The organism is Clostridium sp. 2218st1_F5_2218SCRN_220325 (assembly GCF_039062665.1).
In the GTDB taxonomy this organism is placed as follows: Bacteria; Bacillota; Clostridia; order Peptostreptococcales; family Peptostreptococcaceae; genus Intestinibacter.
On the sequence record NZ_JBCLNH010000011.1, the window covers coordinates 19,371 to 37,230 of the forward strand.

General features: G+C 28.4%; 16 protein-coding genes. All 16 read right to left on the bottom strand.

Features of this window, described 5'->3' with window-relative positions; all coding sequences use genetic code 11:
* Nucleotides 1-13: 13 nt before the first annotated feature.
* The 16 genes from ABCM86_RS07995 to mazG all read right to left on the bottom strand — a co-directional run bounded on the left by ABCM86_RS07995 (nucleotide 14) and on the right by mazG (nucleotide 17,814).
* Nucleotides 14-694 carry a ZIP family metal transporter gene (locus tag ABCM86_RS07995; protein ID WP_295676488.1) on the bottom strand — a complete coding sequence of 227 codons (681 nt, stop codon included), beginning with the start codon at nucleotides 692-694 and terminating at the stop codon, nucleotides 14-16.
* Nucleotides 695-863: 169 nt separating this feature from the next.
* The gene (gene prfA, locus ABCM86_RS08000; RefSeq protein ID WP_195930122.1) at nucleotides 864-1,928 is read right to left on the bottom strand and encodes a peptide chain release factor 1; all 1,065 of its coding nucleotides are present in this window, start codon (nucleotides 1,926-1,928) and stop codon (nucleotides 864-866) included.
* A gap of 12 nt (nucleotides 1,929-1,940) precedes the next feature.
* Nucleotides 1,941-2,792 (bottom strand): peptide chain release factor N(5)-glutamine methyltransferase, encoded by an 852-nt coding sequence (gene prmC, locus ABCM86_RS08005; protein ID WP_195930121.1) that lies wholly within the window; start codon nucleotides 2,790-2,792, stop codon nucleotides 1,941-1,943.
* Nucleotides 2,793-2,802: 10 nt separating this feature from the next.
* Nucleotides 2,803-3,714: a DUF1385 domain-containing protein gene (locus ABCM86_RS08010; RefSeq protein WP_295676486.1), complete on the bottom strand. Its 912-nt coding sequence runs from the start codon at nucleotides 3,712-3,714 to the stop codon at nucleotides 2,803-2,805.
* Between the two features lie 210 nt (nucleotides 3,715-3,924).
* Nucleotides 3,925-4,125 (bottom strand): 50S ribosomal protein L31, encoded by a 201-nt coding sequence (gene rpmE / locus ABCM86_RS08015; protein WP_039906460.1) that lies wholly within the window; start codon nucleotides 4,123-4,125, stop codon nucleotides 3,925-3,927.
* 182 nt (nucleotides 4,126-4,307) lie between these two features.
* On the bottom strand, nucleotides 4,308-5,969 hold the full coding sequence (gene rho, locus ABCM86_RS08020; protein ID WP_195930119.1) for a transcription termination factor Rho: 1,662 nt from the start codon (nucleotides 5,967-5,969) through the stop codon (nucleotides 4,308-4,310).
* Nucleotides 5,970-6,244: 275 nt separating this feature from the next.
* Complete coding sequence (gene glpX / locus ABCM86_RS08025; protein WP_343003832.1) at nucleotides 6,245-7,249, bottom strand: class II fructose-bisphosphatase; 1,005 nt, start codon at nucleotides 7,247-7,249, stop codon at nucleotides 6,245-6,247.
* A gap of 356 nt (nucleotides 7,250-7,605) precedes the next feature.
* On the bottom strand, nucleotides 7,606-8,544 hold the full coding sequence (gene galU / locus ABCM86_RS08030; RefSeq protein WP_195931356.1) for a UTP--glucose-1-phosphate uridylyltransferase GalU: 939 nt from the start codon (nucleotides 8,542-8,544) through the stop codon (nucleotides 7,606-7,608).
* Between the two features lie 112 nt (nucleotides 8,545-8,656).
* Nucleotides 8,657-10,606, bottom strand: coding sequence for an oligoendopeptidase F (gene pepF, locus ABCM86_RS08035; RefSeq protein ID WP_207743870.1), 1,950 nt, complete (start codon nucleotides 10,604-10,606; stop codon nucleotides 8,657-8,659).
* Between the two features lie 334 nt (nucleotides 10,607-10,940).
* Nucleotides 10,941-13,307, bottom strand: a complete 2,367-nt coding sequence (gene spoIIE, locus ABCM86_RS08040; RefSeq protein WP_343003807.1) for a stage II sporulation protein E — start codon at nucleotides 13,305-13,307, stop codon at nucleotides 10,941-10,943.
* 86 nt (nucleotides 13,308-13,393) lie between these two features.
* On the bottom strand, nucleotides 13,394-14,320 hold the full coding sequence (locus tag ABCM86_RS08045; protein WP_295777013.1) for a Ppx/GppA phosphatase family protein: 927 nt from the start codon (nucleotides 14,318-14,320) through the stop codon (nucleotides 13,394-13,396).
* A gap of 148 nt (nucleotides 14,321-14,468) precedes the next feature.
* Nucleotides 14,469-14,750 (bottom strand): septum formation initiator family protein, encoded by a 282-nt coding sequence (locus tag ABCM86_RS08050; RefSeq protein ID WP_295777016.1) that lies wholly within the window; start codon nucleotides 14,748-14,750, stop codon nucleotides 14,469-14,471.
* Nucleotides 14,751-15,246: 496 nt separating this feature from the next.
* The gene (locus ABCM86_RS08055) at nucleotides 15,247-15,501 is read right to left on the bottom strand and encodes a YabP/YqfC family sporulation protein (protein ID WP_295574743.1); all 255 of its coding nucleotides are present in this window, start codon (nucleotides 15,499-15,501) and stop codon (nucleotides 15,247-15,249) included.
* A 57-nt stretch (nucleotides 15,502-15,558) separates the two neighbouring features.
* Nucleotides 15,559-15,801: an RNA-binding S4 domain-containing protein gene (locus ABCM86_RS08060; protein WP_039906471.1), complete on the bottom strand. Its 243-nt coding sequence runs from the start codon at nucleotides 15,799-15,801 to the stop codon at nucleotides 15,559-15,561.
* 201 nt (nucleotides 15,802-16,002) lie between these two features.
* Nucleotides 16,003-16,284, bottom strand: a complete 282-nt coding sequence (locus tag ABCM86_RS08065) for an HU family DNA-binding protein (protein ID WP_007287615.1) — start codon at nucleotides 16,282-16,284, stop codon at nucleotides 16,003-16,005.
* Nucleotides 16,285-16,365: 81 nt separating this feature from the next.
* The gene (gene mazG / locus ABCM86_RS08070; protein WP_343003808.1) at nucleotides 16,366-17,814 is read right to left on the bottom strand and encodes a nucleoside triphosphate pyrophosphohydrolase; all 1,449 of its coding nucleotides are present in this window, start codon (nucleotides 17,812-17,814) and stop codon (nucleotides 16,366-16,368) included.
* Nucleotides 17,815-17,860 lie beyond the last annotated feature (46 nt).

Here is a 17,860-nt window from a genome sequence, read left to right on the forward strand (position 1 = left end):
CACCTCTTTTAATTTAGATGCAATATACAATTATTGTTCCTATTAAAAATCCTATTATGCAAAAAAGATTTGTAGTTCTTGGCAATATTTCTTCAAGAACAACATACAACATAGTTCCTGCTGCAATTGATAAAAATACACCAATTAGGTAATTAAAGTTTCCTGCAAAATATACACCTAGAAAACTTCCAATTCCCATAGGAATTCCTGCTATAACTGTATATAGTATTATCTTACTTGTCTTCATTTTAGTTCCTGCCAGGGTAAGTGCAGTAGCAAGTCCTTCTGGAACGTTATGTATACCTATTACTAAAGCTAGTGTCCATCCTAAAGTTTCTGCTGATACAAAAGATGAACCAATAGCTAACCCTTCTGGCAAATTATGTAGTAAAATACTTATAAATATAAGGTATCCAGCTTGTTTATCTTTAGACATATGTAAATTTTCTTTTATAAGCATTGTTATAATTACACCTAATAAAGTTGCAATTACTGTTATCCAGATACCCTTTTGGTCTATTGCTTCTTTCATTAAGTCAAACACTACAACTGCTAACATTATGCCACCTGATAAACCCATAAAAAAATCTATGTACTTATCTACCTTTTTTTTAAAGATTCCAGATAAAACCCCGCCTAAACCAGTTCCTAATACGCCTGCCATTAAACCAATTAAAGTAATTTTTAAAATCATCTTTGTCCTCTCCTCAAAATTTAATTTATTTAATTATATGAGGCCAAAATATTTAAAATTAATATTTGGGAGAGTTAATATTTAGTATAAGGTTTTAGAAAGTCATTTTATTATAGTTTTTATAAAAAAGCCAAATGATATTCTTAAATCATTTGGCTCATTATACTTATTATATAGCTGACATTTTTTTAGTTTGATCTTCTGTTATAAGTGAATCTATCATTTCATCTAAGTCTCCATCTAAGAAAGAGTCTAATTTATATAATGTTAGATTTATTCTATGGTCACTTACTCTACCTTGTGGGAAGTTGTAAGTTCTTATTCTTTCAGATCTGTCACCAGTACCAACTTGGCTTCGTCTTTCAGCTGCTATATCATCATGTTGTTCAGCCAATGCTTTATCATATAATCTAGCTTTTAATACTTTCATAGCCTTTTCTTTATTTTTTAACTGTGATTTCTCATCTTGGCAAGAAACTACTTCTCCTGTTGGTATATGTGTAATTCTTACTGCTGAGTCAGTTGTATTTACACATTGTCCACCATTACCAGATGCTCTGAACACGTCTATTCTTAAGTCATTTGGATTGATTTCTACTTCTACATCTTCTACCTCTGGTAAAACTGCAACTGTTGCTGTTGAAGTATGGATTCTTCCGCCTGATTCAGTTGATGGTATTCTTTGTACTCTGTGAACTCCTGATTCGTATTTAAGTCTTGAATAAGCACCTTTCCCTTTTATCATGAAAGAAACTTCTTTATATCCACCTACTCCTGTATCACTTGCACTTAGAAGTTCTGTTTTCCATCTTCTTCTTTCTGCATATCTTGAATACATTCTGAATAAGTCTCCAGCGAATAAAGCAGCTTCATCTCCACCTGCTCCACCTCTGATTTCAACTATAACGTTCTTTTCATCATTAGGGTCTTTTGGTAATAATAATATTTTTAGTTCATCTTCTATTGGTTCTACTCTAGATTCTAAATCAGATAATTCCATTTTAGCTAATTCTCTTAATTCTTCATCAGATTCTTCTTCTAGTATTTCTTTTGATTCTTTTATATTGTCTACAACTTCTTTGTATTCTCTATATTTCATTACGATTGGCTCTAAATCAGCATGTTCTTTCATGTATTTTTGCCATGTTTTTTGATCATTGATAACTTCTATATCACTGATTTTTTCTGTAAGTTCTTTGTATTTATCTTCTAATACTTGCAGCTTATTTAACATCTTTTCACCTTCCTAATTATTATAAAATCCTATTACTACTCTTTCGAATCCTTGTAAATCGCATTTAGTATATATACCTTCAAAGCCATTTTCTTGCATAATTTGACTTACGTCTTGTGCTTGGTCATGGCCCACTTCGTATGCTAAAATTCCTTTATTTTTAAGAAAAGCCTTAGATTCCTTTGTAATTTTTCTATAAAAATCAAGTCCATCTTCTCCACCTTCTAGCGCATTATAAGGTTCGAAATCTTTTACTTGTCTATCTAATCCGTCTATATCTGCTTTTCTGATATATGGTGGATTAGATACGATTAAATCAAATTTTTCTTCTTTTGGTACATTTGAAAATACGTCTGATTTAATAAAATCTATTCGTTCATCTACATTATTAGAAATCGCATTTTTTGATGCTATCTCTAAAGCAATATCAGAAATGTCTGCTGATATTACATGTGATTTATCTAAATATTTTGCTAGGCTTATCGTGATTGCTCCTGAACCTGTACCTATATCCAAAATATTCAATCCTGTTCTATTATTGCATATATTTATTATTTCTTCCACTAATGTTTCAGTATCCGGCCTAGGAATTAATACACCTTCTTGTACAAAAAAGTCTAATCCCATAAACTCTCTATTACCTATAATATAAGCAATCGGTCTTTCATTCAATCTTTCTTTTATCATTTCTAGAAAATATTTTTCTTGTTCTTCAGTTAATTGTTTATCTAAGTACATTCTTATATACATAGAATCAACATCTCCTAAAGCCTTTTTTAGAAGCATTTCTACATCTAATCTAGGTGTATCACTTATATTTTCTAGTTCTTTAGAATATTGTATAAGTATTTCTTTAATAGTCATAAACTACCTCTTATTTTTCATTTAATGCTGCTTTAAGCGCTGCTAAAGCAACTTCTAATTGTTCGTCATCTGGTTCTTTCGTTGTTATTTTTTGCATCATCATTCCCGGATATGCAACAATTTTACTCAAAATATTATTATATTTACCAAGAAACTTGATTATTTCATAAGCTATGCCAGCTACTACTGGAATGCATACAATCCTTATTGTTACTCTTAGTAATGGATTTGGCCATCCAAAAAACGAAAACAATATAATTGATGTAAACATAACTATAAATAAAAAGTTAGTTCCACATCTAGGATGTAATCTGCCGAATTTTCGTGCATTCTCTACAGTTAACTCTAAGTCATTTTCATAACAATAAATTGATTTGTGTTCCGCTCCATGATATTGAAATAACCTTTTGATATCGGAATTTAAAGAGACTAACGCCATATATAGTATTAATATTGCAATTCTAATTGCGCCTTCAATTAAATTAAGTACTATATGGTTATTTATTATTCTTGCAAATAATCCCCCTAGAAAAGTAGGTATTAACACAAAAATTCCAATAGAAAGTAATATTGATATTATTAAAGATACTGCAATAATTGCATCATTAGCTTTATCTTTAAATACCTTTTTAAGAAATTTATCTATAGCATCTTCCTCTTCTTCATCATCTAAGAAGAAAGATGATGAGAAGTTTAAACTATTCATTCCGCTGATCATTGTATCTATTAAGATAAAACCTCCTCTTAAGAATGGGATTTTATCTATTTTTTTATCTTTTACCCAGCTTTTGATTCTTTCTTTTTTTACTTCTATTTCCCCATCAGATTTTCTAACTGCAATGGCCCTATAATCTTGTGATTGCATCATCACACCTTCTATTACAGCCTGGCCTCCAACTTTCCCTAATTTGTCTTTATTCATAATTCTCTCCTTAACCTAAGATTAAGTTAACATATTAATTTTACACAACTACTATTATATCAAATTTATAATATTAAAAAAGGGCATGTTAGAAAATAAAAAATCTTTTATTTTGTACATCCCTTGTGCTTATTAGAATTATCTTAAAATAAATTTCCTATGCATAATAAAATAGAGGTTGGAAAAACCAACCCCTGTTTTTTATGAATATTATTCCATGTTGAATCTTTTTTTGAATTTGTCGATTCTTCCACCTTTTTCTATATTCTTTTGTTTTCCAGTATAGAAAGGATGGCATTCAGAACAAATCTCAACTCTTATTTCGTCCTTAGTTGAACCAGCCATGAAAGTATTTCCACAAGCACAACGTACTTCTACTTCATTGTATTTTGGTTGTATATCTTTTTGCATCATTGTCACCTCTTTTTTCTTTTATATTTTAAAATTAATTATACTAATTTTTTTACTTCTTCAATATCAACTATCACATTATATCATATGTTTTTGAAGGGTTCAAGCATTTTTCATACTCTTTACTTTTTATTATTAGTTATTTTACTTTTTATTTCCAATTTTATTTATTACAAAATTTGTTAAATTCCATTTATATTATTTATAAACTCTTCATTAGTTTTTGTTCTTTTTAATGCCTCTAATATATTATCTGTTACTTCTAAGATAGAACTGTTACTCATTTCTTTTCTTAATTTCCATAAAGCAGCCTTTTCTTTGTCTGATAATAATAAATCTTCTCTTCTTGTTCCAGATTTATAAATATCAACTGCAGGGAATATTCTCTTTTCAGCTAATTTTCTGTCTAGATTTAATTCCATATTACCTGTTCCTTTGAATTCCTCAAATATAACATCATCCATTCTTGAACCAGTTTCAACTAGTGCAGTTGCAAGGATTGTAAGTGAGCCACCTTGTCTTATATTTCTAGCTGCACCAAAGAATTTTTTAGGTCCATGTAATGCTCCTGGATCTAAACCTCCAGATAAAGTTCTTCCTGTTGGTGAAATAGTTAAGTTATACGCCCTAGCTAATCTAGTTATACTGTCTAATAAGATAACTACATCTTTTCCATGTTCAACAAGTCTTTGAGCTCTATTTAAAACCATTTCAGCTACCTTTACATGGTGGCTTGATACTTGGTCAAATGTTGAATATATAACATCTGCATTGATAGACTCTTTCATATCTGTAACTTCTTCAGGTCTTTCATCAATTAATAGTACTATTAATTCTACATCTGGATAATTTTTAACTATACTGTTTGCGACACTTTTTAAAAGAATTGTTTTACCTGCTTTTGGGGGTGCAACAATTAATCCTCTTTGTCCTTTTCCTATTGGTGATATTAAATCGATTAATCTTGTAGATATTTCATTTGGTTGTTTCTCTAAAGTTAATCTTTCTTGTGGGTATATAGGAGTTAATGTTTCAAAGGCTTTTCTTTGTATTGCTGTTTCAGGGTCTTCATCATTTATTTTTTGAACAAATAAAAGTGCTCTAAATTTTTCACCTGTTTTTGGATGTCTTGTTATACCTCTTATTTTATCCCCTGTTTTCATATTGAATCTTCTTATTTGGGATGGTGATACATATACATCGTTTTCTGTTGATAAATAATTTGAACCTCTTAAGAAACCAAATCCATCTGGTAATATTTCTAATACACCTACTACTTCATCTTCTTTAGAAGTATTAAACTCATTAATTATTTTAGATTCTTCTACTACTTTTGGTGTATAATTTCCCTTTATATTGTTACTTTTTTGAATTTTTAAATCATTATTAGAAAGCTTATTCTCATTATTATTTAACTGTTTATTATCATTTTTTTGAAATTTATTATAATTTCTTTGTGTATTTATATTTTGTTGAGTATTATTCTTATTATTGTAATTTCTATTATCGTATTTATTATTTTTATTATTTTCAGATTTAAATGCTGGTTGTTTTGTATTTTCTAAATTTGCACTATTATAATCATCTATTTGAGTATTTTTCTCTTCCTTTTTCACATTGTATTTTTTAGCCGTATCTTCAATGTTTTGTACTTTTTTATTATTTTGTTTTAATTCGTCCGAGTCACTATTGCTTGATTTGTTAGCATTTTCATTTATTTTATCAATCAGTTCAGCTTTTTTATACTTAGTAACTGATTTGATATTTAGCTCTTTAGCTATTTCTCTTAATTGAGCTAGTGTTTGATTATTTAAATCATTTAGATTGATATTTTCTGTATTCAAAAAACTAGACCTCCTTGCTCTCAATTTTTAATAGTTTCATTGGAAATAAACGGCATGAAAAAGAGAAGTTGTTTTTACTATAAGTTCGAACATAATAACAACTTAATAATAGCATTATTTTTGTATTATGGTCAATAAATAAAATAAAATACATATTTATAGCCTTTATTTTACATTTTAATTCATTAGTAACTTTTATCTTATAATTATTTATAAATTAAAAATAATCTATCGTAGTATAAATACAATAGATTATTTTATATATCTTTATTCTCTTATTCCATATTATATTTTTTCATTAAATCCACTAATATTTCATTTTTATCTAGATTATGTATAGCATTAACAAATCTTATAGTTCCTGTTTTTCCTCTCATAACTACAGATTCTGTTTTTGCCTTATTTCCGCCCATATTAACAACACCTTTTAATAAGTTTCCTTCTGTTATTCCTGTAGCAGCGAAGAATAAGTCATCACCTTTTGCTAAATCATCTATTGTTAATATCTTTTCGATATCTTCATCTGAATATCCCATCTCATGACATCTTTCTCTTTCTTGATCACTTAATGGATATATTTGAGCTTGCATATCTCCACCCATGCATTTTATTGCTGCTGCTGTTATTACGCCTTCTGGTCCTCCACCGATTCCCATAAGCATGTCAACTCCTGTTTCTTCAAAACAAGTTGCTATACCAGCTGCTATATCTCCAGCATCAAACATTCTTATTTTACATCCTAATTTTCTTGCAACTTCAAATATATAATTATGTCTTTCTCTATCTTGAGCCATAATTGTCATTTGAGTAGTTTTCTTTCCTAATGCTTTTGAAACATTTATTATATTTTCTTCCACACTTTTATTTAAATCTATAGCACCTTTTGCTTTTGGTCCTACAACTATTTTTTTCATATATGTATCGGGTGCATTTAATAGAGAACCTTTTTTCCCCATAGCTATTACCGCTATTGCATTTGGAAGGCCTTTCGCTATTAATTCAGTACCGTCAAGAGGGTCAACTGCTATATCGACTTCCATAGCTCCATCTTCTTGACTACCTACTTTTTCACCTATATATAACATTGGGGCTTCATCAATTTCCCCTTCCCCAATTACAACTTCACCTTTAATTTTTACTGATTCAAAGGCTCTTCTCATAGCTTCTACTGCAGCTCCATCAGCTCCATTTTTATCTCCTCTTCCCATAAATTGTGATGAAACTAATGCTGCAGCCTCTGTAACTCTTACAAGCTCTAACGCTAAATTTCTATCCATAATTCTCTCCTTTTTATAATTTTAATTTATATCATTCTAATTAATTTAAATTATATGTATTTTTTTAACTTTTTTATTTATTATTACCACTAATATTATACCTTATATTCATTTAATGTCTACTATTTAATTCCAATAAACATAATTTTATTAATATATTCAAAATCATAGATAATTAAAATCAAAAAAAATGTAGGAAAACAAATAAAAATTTATCTTCCTACATTTTTTTATAAATACCATGAAATAACACTTATTAACGTAGTTAAACTAGTTACAAGTAATACTACAGCTATTCCAATAGCTAGAATTTTGTTCATCTTAGCTTGTCTACTTTTAGCCAACTTTATTCCCTCTTTCTATTTTTCAGTATTGTCATCTTCAGAAGTTAATTCTGCAGATAATGCTACTTCTTTCTCAACAGTTCTTTCACTACATACTTTTTTTAAGTATTCCATAAATGGACCTTGAAGTTCTGGTTTCTTTAAAGCAAAGTCAACTGTTGCCTCTAAAAATCCTAATTTATCTCCAACGTCGTATCTTCTTCCTTCAAATTCATATGCATACATTGCTTCTTTTTTAGATAAAGTTTTTAATGCATCTGTTAATTGAACTTCTCCACCTTTTCCTGGTTTTTGATTTTCAAGAATCTCAAAGATTTCAGGTGTTATTATATATCTTCCTAATATGGCGATATTCGAAGGTTGTTTGCCTGGTTCTGGTTTTTCCACTAGATCCTTAACTTTGTAAACACTATCTTCTATATATTTAGCATTTATTATTCCATATTTATTAGCATCTTCTGGTGCAACAGATTGAACACCTAATATAGTTGTTCTGTATTCTTCATATGCTGACATTAATTGTTTTAGGCAAGGTACATCATTATCAACAATATCATCACCTAACATAACAGCAAATGGTTCATCTCCTATAAAGCTTCTTGCACAATAAATTGCATCACCTAATCCTTTAGGTTCTTTTTGTCTTATATAGTATATATTAACCATTTTTGTTATATTTCTTACAATTTCTAATAATTCAGTTTTTCCTTTTTGCTCTAATTCTAATTCTAGTTCAACTGATTTATCAAAATGATCTTCTATAGATTTTTTATTTTTTCCTGTAATTATAAGAATTTCTTCTATTCCCGATTCAACAGCTTCTTCTATTATATATTGTAATGTTGGTTTATCCACTATTGGTAACATTTCTTTTGGTTGAGCCTTTGTTGCTGGTAAAAATCTAGTACCCAATCCTGCAGCTGGTATAACAGCTTTTCTTATTTTCTTTTGCATATAAATCCTCCCTCCAAAATGCATTGTTATACAAAAATATATCCTAAATTAATTATTAAATAAACTATCATATTTACATATTATTCTACATTATTAATATATTTTTGTCACTTTAATTATTAGTTAACTTCTCTAGCTCAACTAATAATTTATTGAATTTATCTATGCTTACTTGGATGGATTTATCATTTGTTAAATCAACACCGCCACTTTTTAATAAATTAAGTGGCTTATCTGAACCACCTTTTTTTAGGAAGTTTAGGTAGTCTTCTGGCCCATCATTTAATATGTCTTGTGCAAAACTTATCGCACTGCTACATCCTGTAGCATATTTATAAACATAAAAACTATTATAAAAATGTGGTATTCTAGCCCAACCTATCATTGCAAGTGGGTCTACTTCAAAGTCATTTCCATAATATTTTTTTAATAAATGTGACCATAAATCATTTAATACTAATGTATTTACATTTTCGTTATTTTCTAACATAGCATGCACATCTCGTTCAAACTCCGCATACATAGTTTGTGTGTAAAGAGTATCTTTGATAAAGTCCATATATTGAGTTATATAGTACGCTTTTTGTTTATCATTGCCTGCATTTTTTATTAAAAATTCATATAGTAATGCTTCGTTTGTAGTTGATGCAACTTCATGTGTAAATATTGATGGTTGTGCATTATAATATTCTTGATTTTTTTGACTTAAGTAGCCATAAACACCATGACCTAACTCATGGACTAATGTAGATACAGAGTCTAATGAGTTATCGTAATTAAGCAATATATATGGATGATTGTTATATACAGATAGACAGTATCCGCCCCCTACTTTATCTTCGCTGGAATATACATCTATCCATCTTTCATTAAAAGCTTTATATGCTATATCTTCATATTCTTCTCCTAATGGTTCAAGCGCAGCATAAACTAAAGGAATTGCCTTATCATAAGATATATAGTTCTCTTCTTCTTCAACAATTGGCACAAACATATCATAATAATGTACTTTATCGATGTTTAATATTTTCTTTCTTAATGAGATATACTTGTGTAATGATTCACTGTTTTTATTTACTGTATCTATTAAGTTATCATAGATTTTGGGATCTACTTCATCACTATCTAAATACATCTCTAAACTTGAATTATATTTTCTAATATCTGAATAAAAAATATTAGTGTTCGCCTGTCCTATTAATAATCCTGATAGTGTGTTTATATTGTCATTATATATTACAAATTCATTTGTAAATGCTGTCTTTCTTGTTTCTCTATCTGATGATTTAATTTTAGATGAATACTCTGATGGAGTATCTCCACTATCCTTATCCATATTACTGAATAAGTCGTATATATCTGAAGGAAGTGAAAGTATATTTCCCATTTTGTTTAATATACTTTCTGATTTTTCATCTAAATAATGTTGTTTACTTTTTCGAATTTCTTGTAGATACATTTTAAACTTTTTTTCTACTTTTTTACTTTTCGTATATTCCTTATAAGTAGAATCAGGTAATTTAAGTATTTCTAATTCTAATTCTGCACATATTCTGCTGTATTTTGAGTCAACCTTGCTAACTTTATTTATCATGTCTAAATACTTATAAGAATTTTTATTTATATCTTTGCTTAATTTAGCATAAGCATATAATTTTTCTAATCTTATATCTAGTTTTTCTTTAATTTTAAGTGCTGATACAAAATGAGTTTTTGATTTAGTCACTTTGCCTACGTAATTCTCCAATTCATTTATATCTTTATTAAATTTGGATAATTCTTTTTCCCATGCTTCATCTGATTTAAATAGTGATTGTAGATTCCATGTCACATATTTATAATTTCCATGTGATTCTTCATCACCAACTTCATTTCTATTATCAGTAGGAGAAAATACACTACTATATTCGTTATTATTTAAATACCTTATCTTATTATTAGTGCGTGATGATGATACATTATTAACTTCCTTTTCGTTATAATTATTTATTCCATAAAAAATACCGCCTGTAAAAACAGTTATAAATACTATTATTCCTATTATATTTAACTTTTTGCCCATAAAAAGTCATCCTTTCTTATTATTACTTAATATTAGGATGACTTTTTTTTATTTTATTATTCAATTTTTATAAGTTTTATACAGTTTATAATCAAGTTATCCACAATCTTATCAACATATCAACAAACCTTTTCCTTGTTCATATTTGGCTTATTTAGTCCGCTTTATATTTAGTTATATATTGTATAATTGTGAATATTTTTCATACTTATCAACACTTTTCATCTATTTATTAACAGTTACCTATAAGTTGTACACATTTTTTGTAGATAACTGGAGTTTAAATTCATCTTTTTCAATTTTATCAATACTCCTAATCGATTACGTATCGAATTTATTTTATCTTATTTACTTTTGTGACCATAACTGTCATGTCATCTTCAATTTTATCAAGTTGTAATTCTAAAGCCCTATCCACTATCTTATCTATCATTTCTTTTGGATCATAAGTATTTAATTTTTTCAGGAAGTAAATTAACCAGTTTTCACCGATATCATTATTTTTACCTGCGTCTATAATCCCATCAGAAACCATGATAATGTAATCTCCATCGTTTAGTTTATAATTATGTCTATCTAGTTTAATATCAGATAAAATTCCAACAGGTAGTGATGATGATGATATAAAATCTATATCATTATTTGCTCTTTTGATATATGTTGAACAAGCACCCATTTTAACAGTCTCTAATTTGCCCTGTTTCAAATCTATAATGCCTAAATCTAATGTTGAAAAAATCTCATCTGAATTGCTAAGTAAAAGCATATTATTAATTGTCTTAATTACAATTTCATTATCAATTCTCGCTTCAATCATTTTCTCTAGTATATCGATAGTCGTCGAAGATTCATCATAAGCTCTTTTTCCTTTTCCCATGCCATCACATATGGCCATCATATATTGCCCATTATCAATCTCCATATATGTATAATTGTCTCCGCACAATACGTGTCCGTCTCTAGATAATGAAACTGCTTGGGTTGTAGCAGTGTACTTCTCCGCTTTAGTAAGAACTATTTTACAAGTATCTTTGTATATATTACAACCATACTTTTGGGCCGATAACTGTTCTCCTAAATAATCTGATATTATTTTTATCAACTTTTCATCGCATAACCCCCCATTTGCACATGTATTTTTATCAATTGTGATTTTAAATTCATCTTTTCCTTTTGTTAAATAGTTAATCTTATTAACTATGATATTATGTCTTTCTAATTCTTCTAGTATGTTTTTTTCTTTGACTAAATCTAGCATAGCACTATTTTCGATATCCTCAGATAATCCCTTTATTGATTTGGAGATATTTCTTATTTGGTCCGCTATTAGCTTTCTACCCTCTTCAAACTTCATGCTCCAATCATAATTTAGAGCAAATAATTTATAATAATAATTAGCTATTTTCATAATTTGCTCTGGATTCATACAAGATCTTCTAAATTCTTCTGGTATCGCCTCTGTACTTAACTGACCTTCTTCTAAATTCTGAATCATATCGTATATAAGTGTATATGTTTTATTAAATCTCACCTCCCAACATACTTTTTTCATACTACAAGAAGTACACTCATCTGCATAAATCATGTCAATTAACTCTGCCATGTCATTTTGATTTATGATTTCATCTTTTTGTCTTATTTTTTCAAATGTGTTTGCAAGCTCATTATAAGCTCTTTGCATATTTTCTAATTTGCTATTTGTTAAATTTTTAGTTCTCATTATGTAATTGTTCACTGATTGGGATGTATTTATATTTATTTTTATAGCCGATTCAACTCTTGAAAATAGTGATTTTGGAAGAACTGATACAATCAAGGCTCCTATCAATATATCCCTTATTGAATTTATATTTGATTCTATTCCAGAAGTATATGCAAATATAATTATCCAGCTCAACACATACCCCAGAATACATAAATATCTATTTACTTTATTAAATGCGCCACCGATTAATCCTGCAAATGCATATATTCCCATATATATTGCTGATACTGCATTATTGATTATAAAAGCTAGTCCAACTATTACTCCGCAAGATGAACCTACACTTGCTCCTCCTACAACGGCTGATATCAATATAAACACTGTTGCTAAAACTGCTCTAAGGGAAATCCCCAATATAGCAGTTTGTCCTACTCCCATTATGCTGAAAGTAGCTAATAAACTAATAGATATTACTTCTTCTGTTTTTATCGCCATTTTATTTTGATTTGATATTAAGAATTTTACACCATATGCAAATATAAAAGATGATGTAAATACGATCATTGTTTCTATTCCTACAATTATAAAACTATATAATCCTGGTTTAGTGATGCATGTACATATTATTGATGTTGGTAATATTACGAACACACCTACTAAACTTAATTTAATTATTGCTGTAATTTCTTTAATTTTTTTACTAAAAATCAATATTAAAGTTAAGCATACAGCATATTTAATTATTATCGGCATTTCGTTAAATGATAGTAAGGTTCCAGCTAGGGTTGCAATATAAACTGGTATACGATATTTGTCTACTTTACATATATATAAGAAAAAAGCTAATCCTAATGGAGCAATTCCATCAATTAAGATTGATCTGCTTAATAAAAATCCAATTATCATGAAAATGAAAGTCTTTGAATCAAACATTTTCGAGAGTTTTAAGTTGTTGGTACTCAACCTCTTATTTTTAATGGTGATTGTTCTATCCATAAAAAATCTCCTCCTTTGTTTACATAAAATTGTAGCAAAGAAGGAGAAATTAATTTGTCATTTTCAGTACATAGAATCAAAAAACTTTAAGACATCTTTTTTGCTATTTGACACATTAAGCCTTCCAAATTATCGTATTCACTTACAATTATTTCGTTTAATTCAAGCTTTTCCATTATTATATCCAAAATTACTACACCAGCTGTTATAATATCTGCTCTTTTTGGTTGTAGCCCTTTTAGTCTCTTTTTATCCTCTAGTGTCATATTTTTTAGCATTTGTAGAATTTCGTCTAATTCTTTTTTGCATATTTTACTATTATGCACCTTTTCCATAGAATAGACTTCTAATTGTTGGTTCATTGCTGATACAGATGTCACTGTGCCACCTATCCCAACTAATTTTTTTATATTTTTGCTTTTTATATTATTAATAGTATCTTCGATTGTGTCCTCGATAAATAATATAGTTTGTTTTAATTCCTCATCACTAACTATCTCATGTTTTAAAAACTTTTCTGTTAATCTAAGCGCACCTATATTTTCACTTTTGCAGAAATTAACGCCATTTTTATCTCCAACGATAAACTCAGTTGAGCCACCACCTATATCGATAACTAATATTTTTTCAAGTTCGTCCTTTTCAACGCCTTCTAACACTCCTAAAAATCCTAAGTTAGACTCTCTATCTCCTGTGATTACTTCAACATCTACCCCAGCTTCTTCTTTAGCTAATGCTATAAATTCATCAGAATTTTTGCTATCTCTTAATGCTGATGTCCCCATGCAACAAACATATTCGCATCCTTCTTCATCACATATAGCCTTAAACTCTTTTAAAGCTTGTATATTCCTATCAATCGCCTCTTTTGATATATAACCATTATTGTCTACACCTTGACCTATTCTAGTAGTGTTTACATATTTTTTTCTATTTATTATTTTTCCATCTTGATAATCAGCAGTTAATAATCTCATAGAATTTGTGCCTATATCTATTGTTCCTATTTTCATCTTATCCTCCTAACTATATAATTACCTTTAATTATATTTTCCTTGATAATTATTTCATAAAAATCAATTTGTTTATTTATATAGTTTTTATTATAAAACAAAAAAGGCAACCCAAAAAGAGTCACCATTTGCTTATTTTAATATTAAATTATTTTTCTAAATATATTATCTCGTTTTGTTTTACCATTCCTAGTTGATTTCGTGCTAAATCTTCTAATTCTGCATCATTCTTATAAGCTTTACTATTTTTAACGCTTTTTAATTGTTTTTCTGTATCATCTAGTTCATATTTTAGTGTAGTTATTTGTTCTTTATAGTCTCTTATGTTCTGTAATTGAACTATAACTCCTATTGTTAGAGAAAAAATTATAAAAAATGCAAACATACATATTAACATATATTGACCTGAAAACTTTTTTCTTAAGTTCATACTACACACCCTTTTTCATCTTCTTTTTTACCAAAGTTTTTTTAGATATATTCTTCTTTATTGTAAAAATGATGTTTGGTATGTAAAATATGATATCAAATAAAAAATGGATTGTATAGACTATAACGTAATACAAATTCTCCAATATTGCGACTAAAGTCAATATTATTTTCTTTATTAATGACTTTATGAAATTTATAACCATATTATTAAACTTAAGTATAAACTTGCTTATAGTGTTGTAATATAAAACAAATCCAACAACTAGTGCTACAAAATGATAATATCTCAGTTGAAACTTACTGATTGTATTAACAACAATAAAAATTATAGCTGTTATAATCAGCCAAAACAGTATATCAAATATAAAAGATAACTTTTTAATAAATTTAAAGTTATTTTTTAATGACCTGTTAATATCAAATAATATTCCTATTACTATTCCACCGTAAATAGTTGCATAAAATACATTTAAATCTTGTATAAAGTAATTCATCTATTTAAATACCTTTTTGAAAAAACTTTCTTCCGGATTTTTAGATTTAGAATATACGATGGAATTTATAGTACCTTGAACACTTATTATATTTTCTTCAAGATTTAACTTATTCATATCTAAGCCCTCTCCATCTATAACCATCTTACCCTCACAAGTCTGTATCTCTACTCTTTTGTCGCTAAAGGAATATATATGTTCCACTCCGGATATTAACAAATCTGATCTACCTTTTAAACTTATACTATGTTCCACTTTATCACCTCAAATTTATTTATATATTAATATAAATATACTGAGGATTTTTTAATATTATTCTACTATTTCATACATTTCCTTTGCATCAGCTTTTAAAACGTGCTCTTTTATCTCGCTTATTTTGAACTTCATTTTTTTCTCACCAAAAGTTATTTCTAATACATCCCCTATTTTAACTTCCGAAGATGATTTTGCAACTTTACCGTTTATTGTAACGATTCCTTTATCACATGCATCTTTTGCTACGGTTCTACGTTTAATAATTCTTGAAACTTTTAAGTATTTATCTAATCTCATGAAACTTCCTCCTTAATTGTATGTAAAAATATTTGGTATTTATAAATATCTAAAATTACTATAAAAAGACAAAAAAGAACTAAGCATTATAATTACTTAGTTCTTTTTATCTTAAAAATATTATTCATCTCTTGCAAAGTAATTATTTAAAATTACTATACTATATTATTAATGTTTAGATTTTAAATACCTAAATTTATATTATGCTTCGTTTATTGCTTCTTTAAGAGATTTTCCAGCTTTGAATACTGGAGCTTTTGAAGCTGGTATATCTATTTCTTGTTGTGGGTTTCTTGGGTTTCTACCTTTTCTTGCAGCTCTTTCTCTAGTTTCGAAAGTCCCAAATCCAACTAATTGAACTTTATCTCCTGATACTAATGCTTCTTGGATTGATTCCATTAAAGCGTTTAATGCCATTTCAGCTTCTTTCTTTGTTAATTCACTTTTTTCTGCCATTCTTGATACTAATTCAGCTTTATTCACAATATTTACCTCCTAAATTGTTTCTCATATAAAACTTATTAATTCTTAGTTCTATACGTACTAGAAATTTCCTTCTAAAATTTATTGAAATTTAGCCTTTTCCCAAAGTTCGTCCATTTCTTCTAGTGTCATATCTTCCAGTCTTTTGTTTAATTTTATAGCACCCTGCTCTACAAAGTCAAATCTTTTGATAAATTTGTCATTTGTAAGGTTAAGCGCCTCCTCTGGATCTACCTTTAAAAATCTCGCTAAATTTACTATTGAAAATAATAAGTCTCCCAACTCTTCCTTTATGTATTTTATATTCCCAGATTTACATTCGTCAAGTAGTTCTTTATATTCTTCCTTAACTTTTTTGTGGACATCTTCGATATCGTCCCAATCAAATCCAACTAAAGACGCCTTTTTTTGAATTTTTTGGGCTTTCATTAAAGCTGGTAAATACGCAGGAATTCTTTCCAATCCTTCTGTAACAGTTGTTTCACCTTTTTCTTCTCGTTTAAGGTCTTCCCATGTTTTATCAAACTCATTCATATCAATTTCTTGATTTTTAAAAACATGCGGATGTCTATGTATTAATTTCTTACATATTGCACTTGTAACGTCTCCTAAGTTGAAGTATCCATCTTCTTCCCCTATCTGACAGTGGAATATTACTTGTAATAATACATCTCCTAGCTCTTCTATAAGTTCGTCTATATCGTCGTTGTCTATTGCTTGATTTACTTCGTAAGCTTCTTCAATTAAAGATTTTTTTAATGTTTCATGAGTTTGTTTCCTATCCCACTCACATCCCTCAGGACTTCTTAAAACTTTCATAACTGATTGTAAATCATAAACAGTATTATACATTTTTGTTGCAGACTTAGGTATGTATAAACTTGTTAAGTAGTTAAATAAATCTCTATGTCTGTCAATTTCGTATAATTTAACTAAAACCTTTTGTTCTTGACCTTTGATTCCAGCTCCATTTACGATATATACTTCTTGTTCGTCGTCATAGTAATCCATAAGTTTAATCTTTACGTTTGATGCAATAAACTCATCATATACCTGTGTGATAATTGTATTAGTTCTTGGATCAATAGGCGAATTTTCAAGTTCAAAAGCATCTATTAATCTAAATCCATCTGCTGGATCTACTGCTAAATAGTTGAACATAGCGTCTACAAAGCTCATAGAGGCTACTACATCTACTTCTATGTTGTTTTGTTTAGCTAAATCTTCTATTATTCCTACAGTCTTTTCTGCGACCCTTGGATGTCCAGGAACTGCATACACTAAATCTCCTTTTTTAGATTCTTCTATTATGAATTCTGATATGTGAAAATATACATTTTCAAAGTTTTCTTCTTTTTCATAGAAGTAATCTAAACTTGTATAGTTTATTTGTTGTTTTAATTGATCCACAGTTGGATGCTTTTCTGTTCTCAGAAAAATTCTATCAGATGATTGTAATAATTCTAAGGCCCCTTGGCTTATTAAAGAATAATCTCCAGGTCCTAAACCTACAATTGATATTTTACCCATTTTACCACTCCTAATGACTACACTTTAAAACAATATCATTATAATT

Excerpts from the sequence above, each read along its gene's own strand:
- ABCM86_RS07995 (WP_295676488.1), bottom strand. The coding sequence starts at position 694 with ATGATTTTAAAAATTACTTTAATTGGTTTAATGGCAGGCGTATTAGGA.
- prfA (WP_195930122.1), bottom strand. The coding sequence starts at position 1,928 with ATGTTAAATAAGCTGCAAGTATTAGAAGATAAATACAAAGAACTTACA.
- prmC (WP_195930121.1), bottom strand. The coding sequence starts at position 2,792 with ATGACTATTAAAGAAATACTTATACAATATTCTAAAGAACTAGAAAAT.
- ABCM86_RS08010 (WP_295676486.1), bottom strand. The coding sequence starts at position 3,714 with ATGAATAAAGACAAATTAGGGAAAGTTGGAGGCCAGGCTGTAATAGAA.
- rpmE (WP_039906460.1), bottom strand. The coding sequence starts at position 4,125 with ATGCAAAAAGATATACAACCAAAATACAATGAAGTAGAAGTACGTTGT.
- galU (WP_195931356.1), bottom strand. The coding sequence starts at position 8,544 with ATGCAAAAGAAAATAAGAAAAGCTGTTATACCAGCTGCAGGATTGGGT.
- pepF (WP_207743870.1), bottom strand. The coding sequence starts at position 10,606 with ATGGGCAAAAAGTTAAATATAATAGGAATAATAGTATTTATAACTGTT.
- spoIIE (WP_343003807.1), bottom strand. The coding sequence starts at position 13,307 with ATGGATAGAACAATCACCATTAAAAATAAGAGGTTGAGTACCAACAAC.
- ABCM86_RS08045 (WP_295777013.1), bottom strand. The coding sequence starts at position 14,320 with ATGAAAATAGGAACAATAGATATAGGCACAAATTCTATGAGATTATTA.
- ABCM86_RS08050 (WP_295777016.1), bottom strand. The coding sequence starts at position 14,750 with ATGAACTTAAGAAAAAAGTTTTCAGGTCAATATATGTTAATATGTATG.
- ABCM86_RS08060 (WP_039906471.1), bottom strand. The coding sequence starts at position 15,801 with ATGAGATTAGATAAATACTTAAAAGTTTCAAGAATTATTAAACGTAGA.
- mazG (WP_343003808.1), bottom strand. The coding sequence starts at position 17,814 with ATGGGTAAAATATCAATTGTAGGTTTAGGACCTGGAGATTATTCTTTA.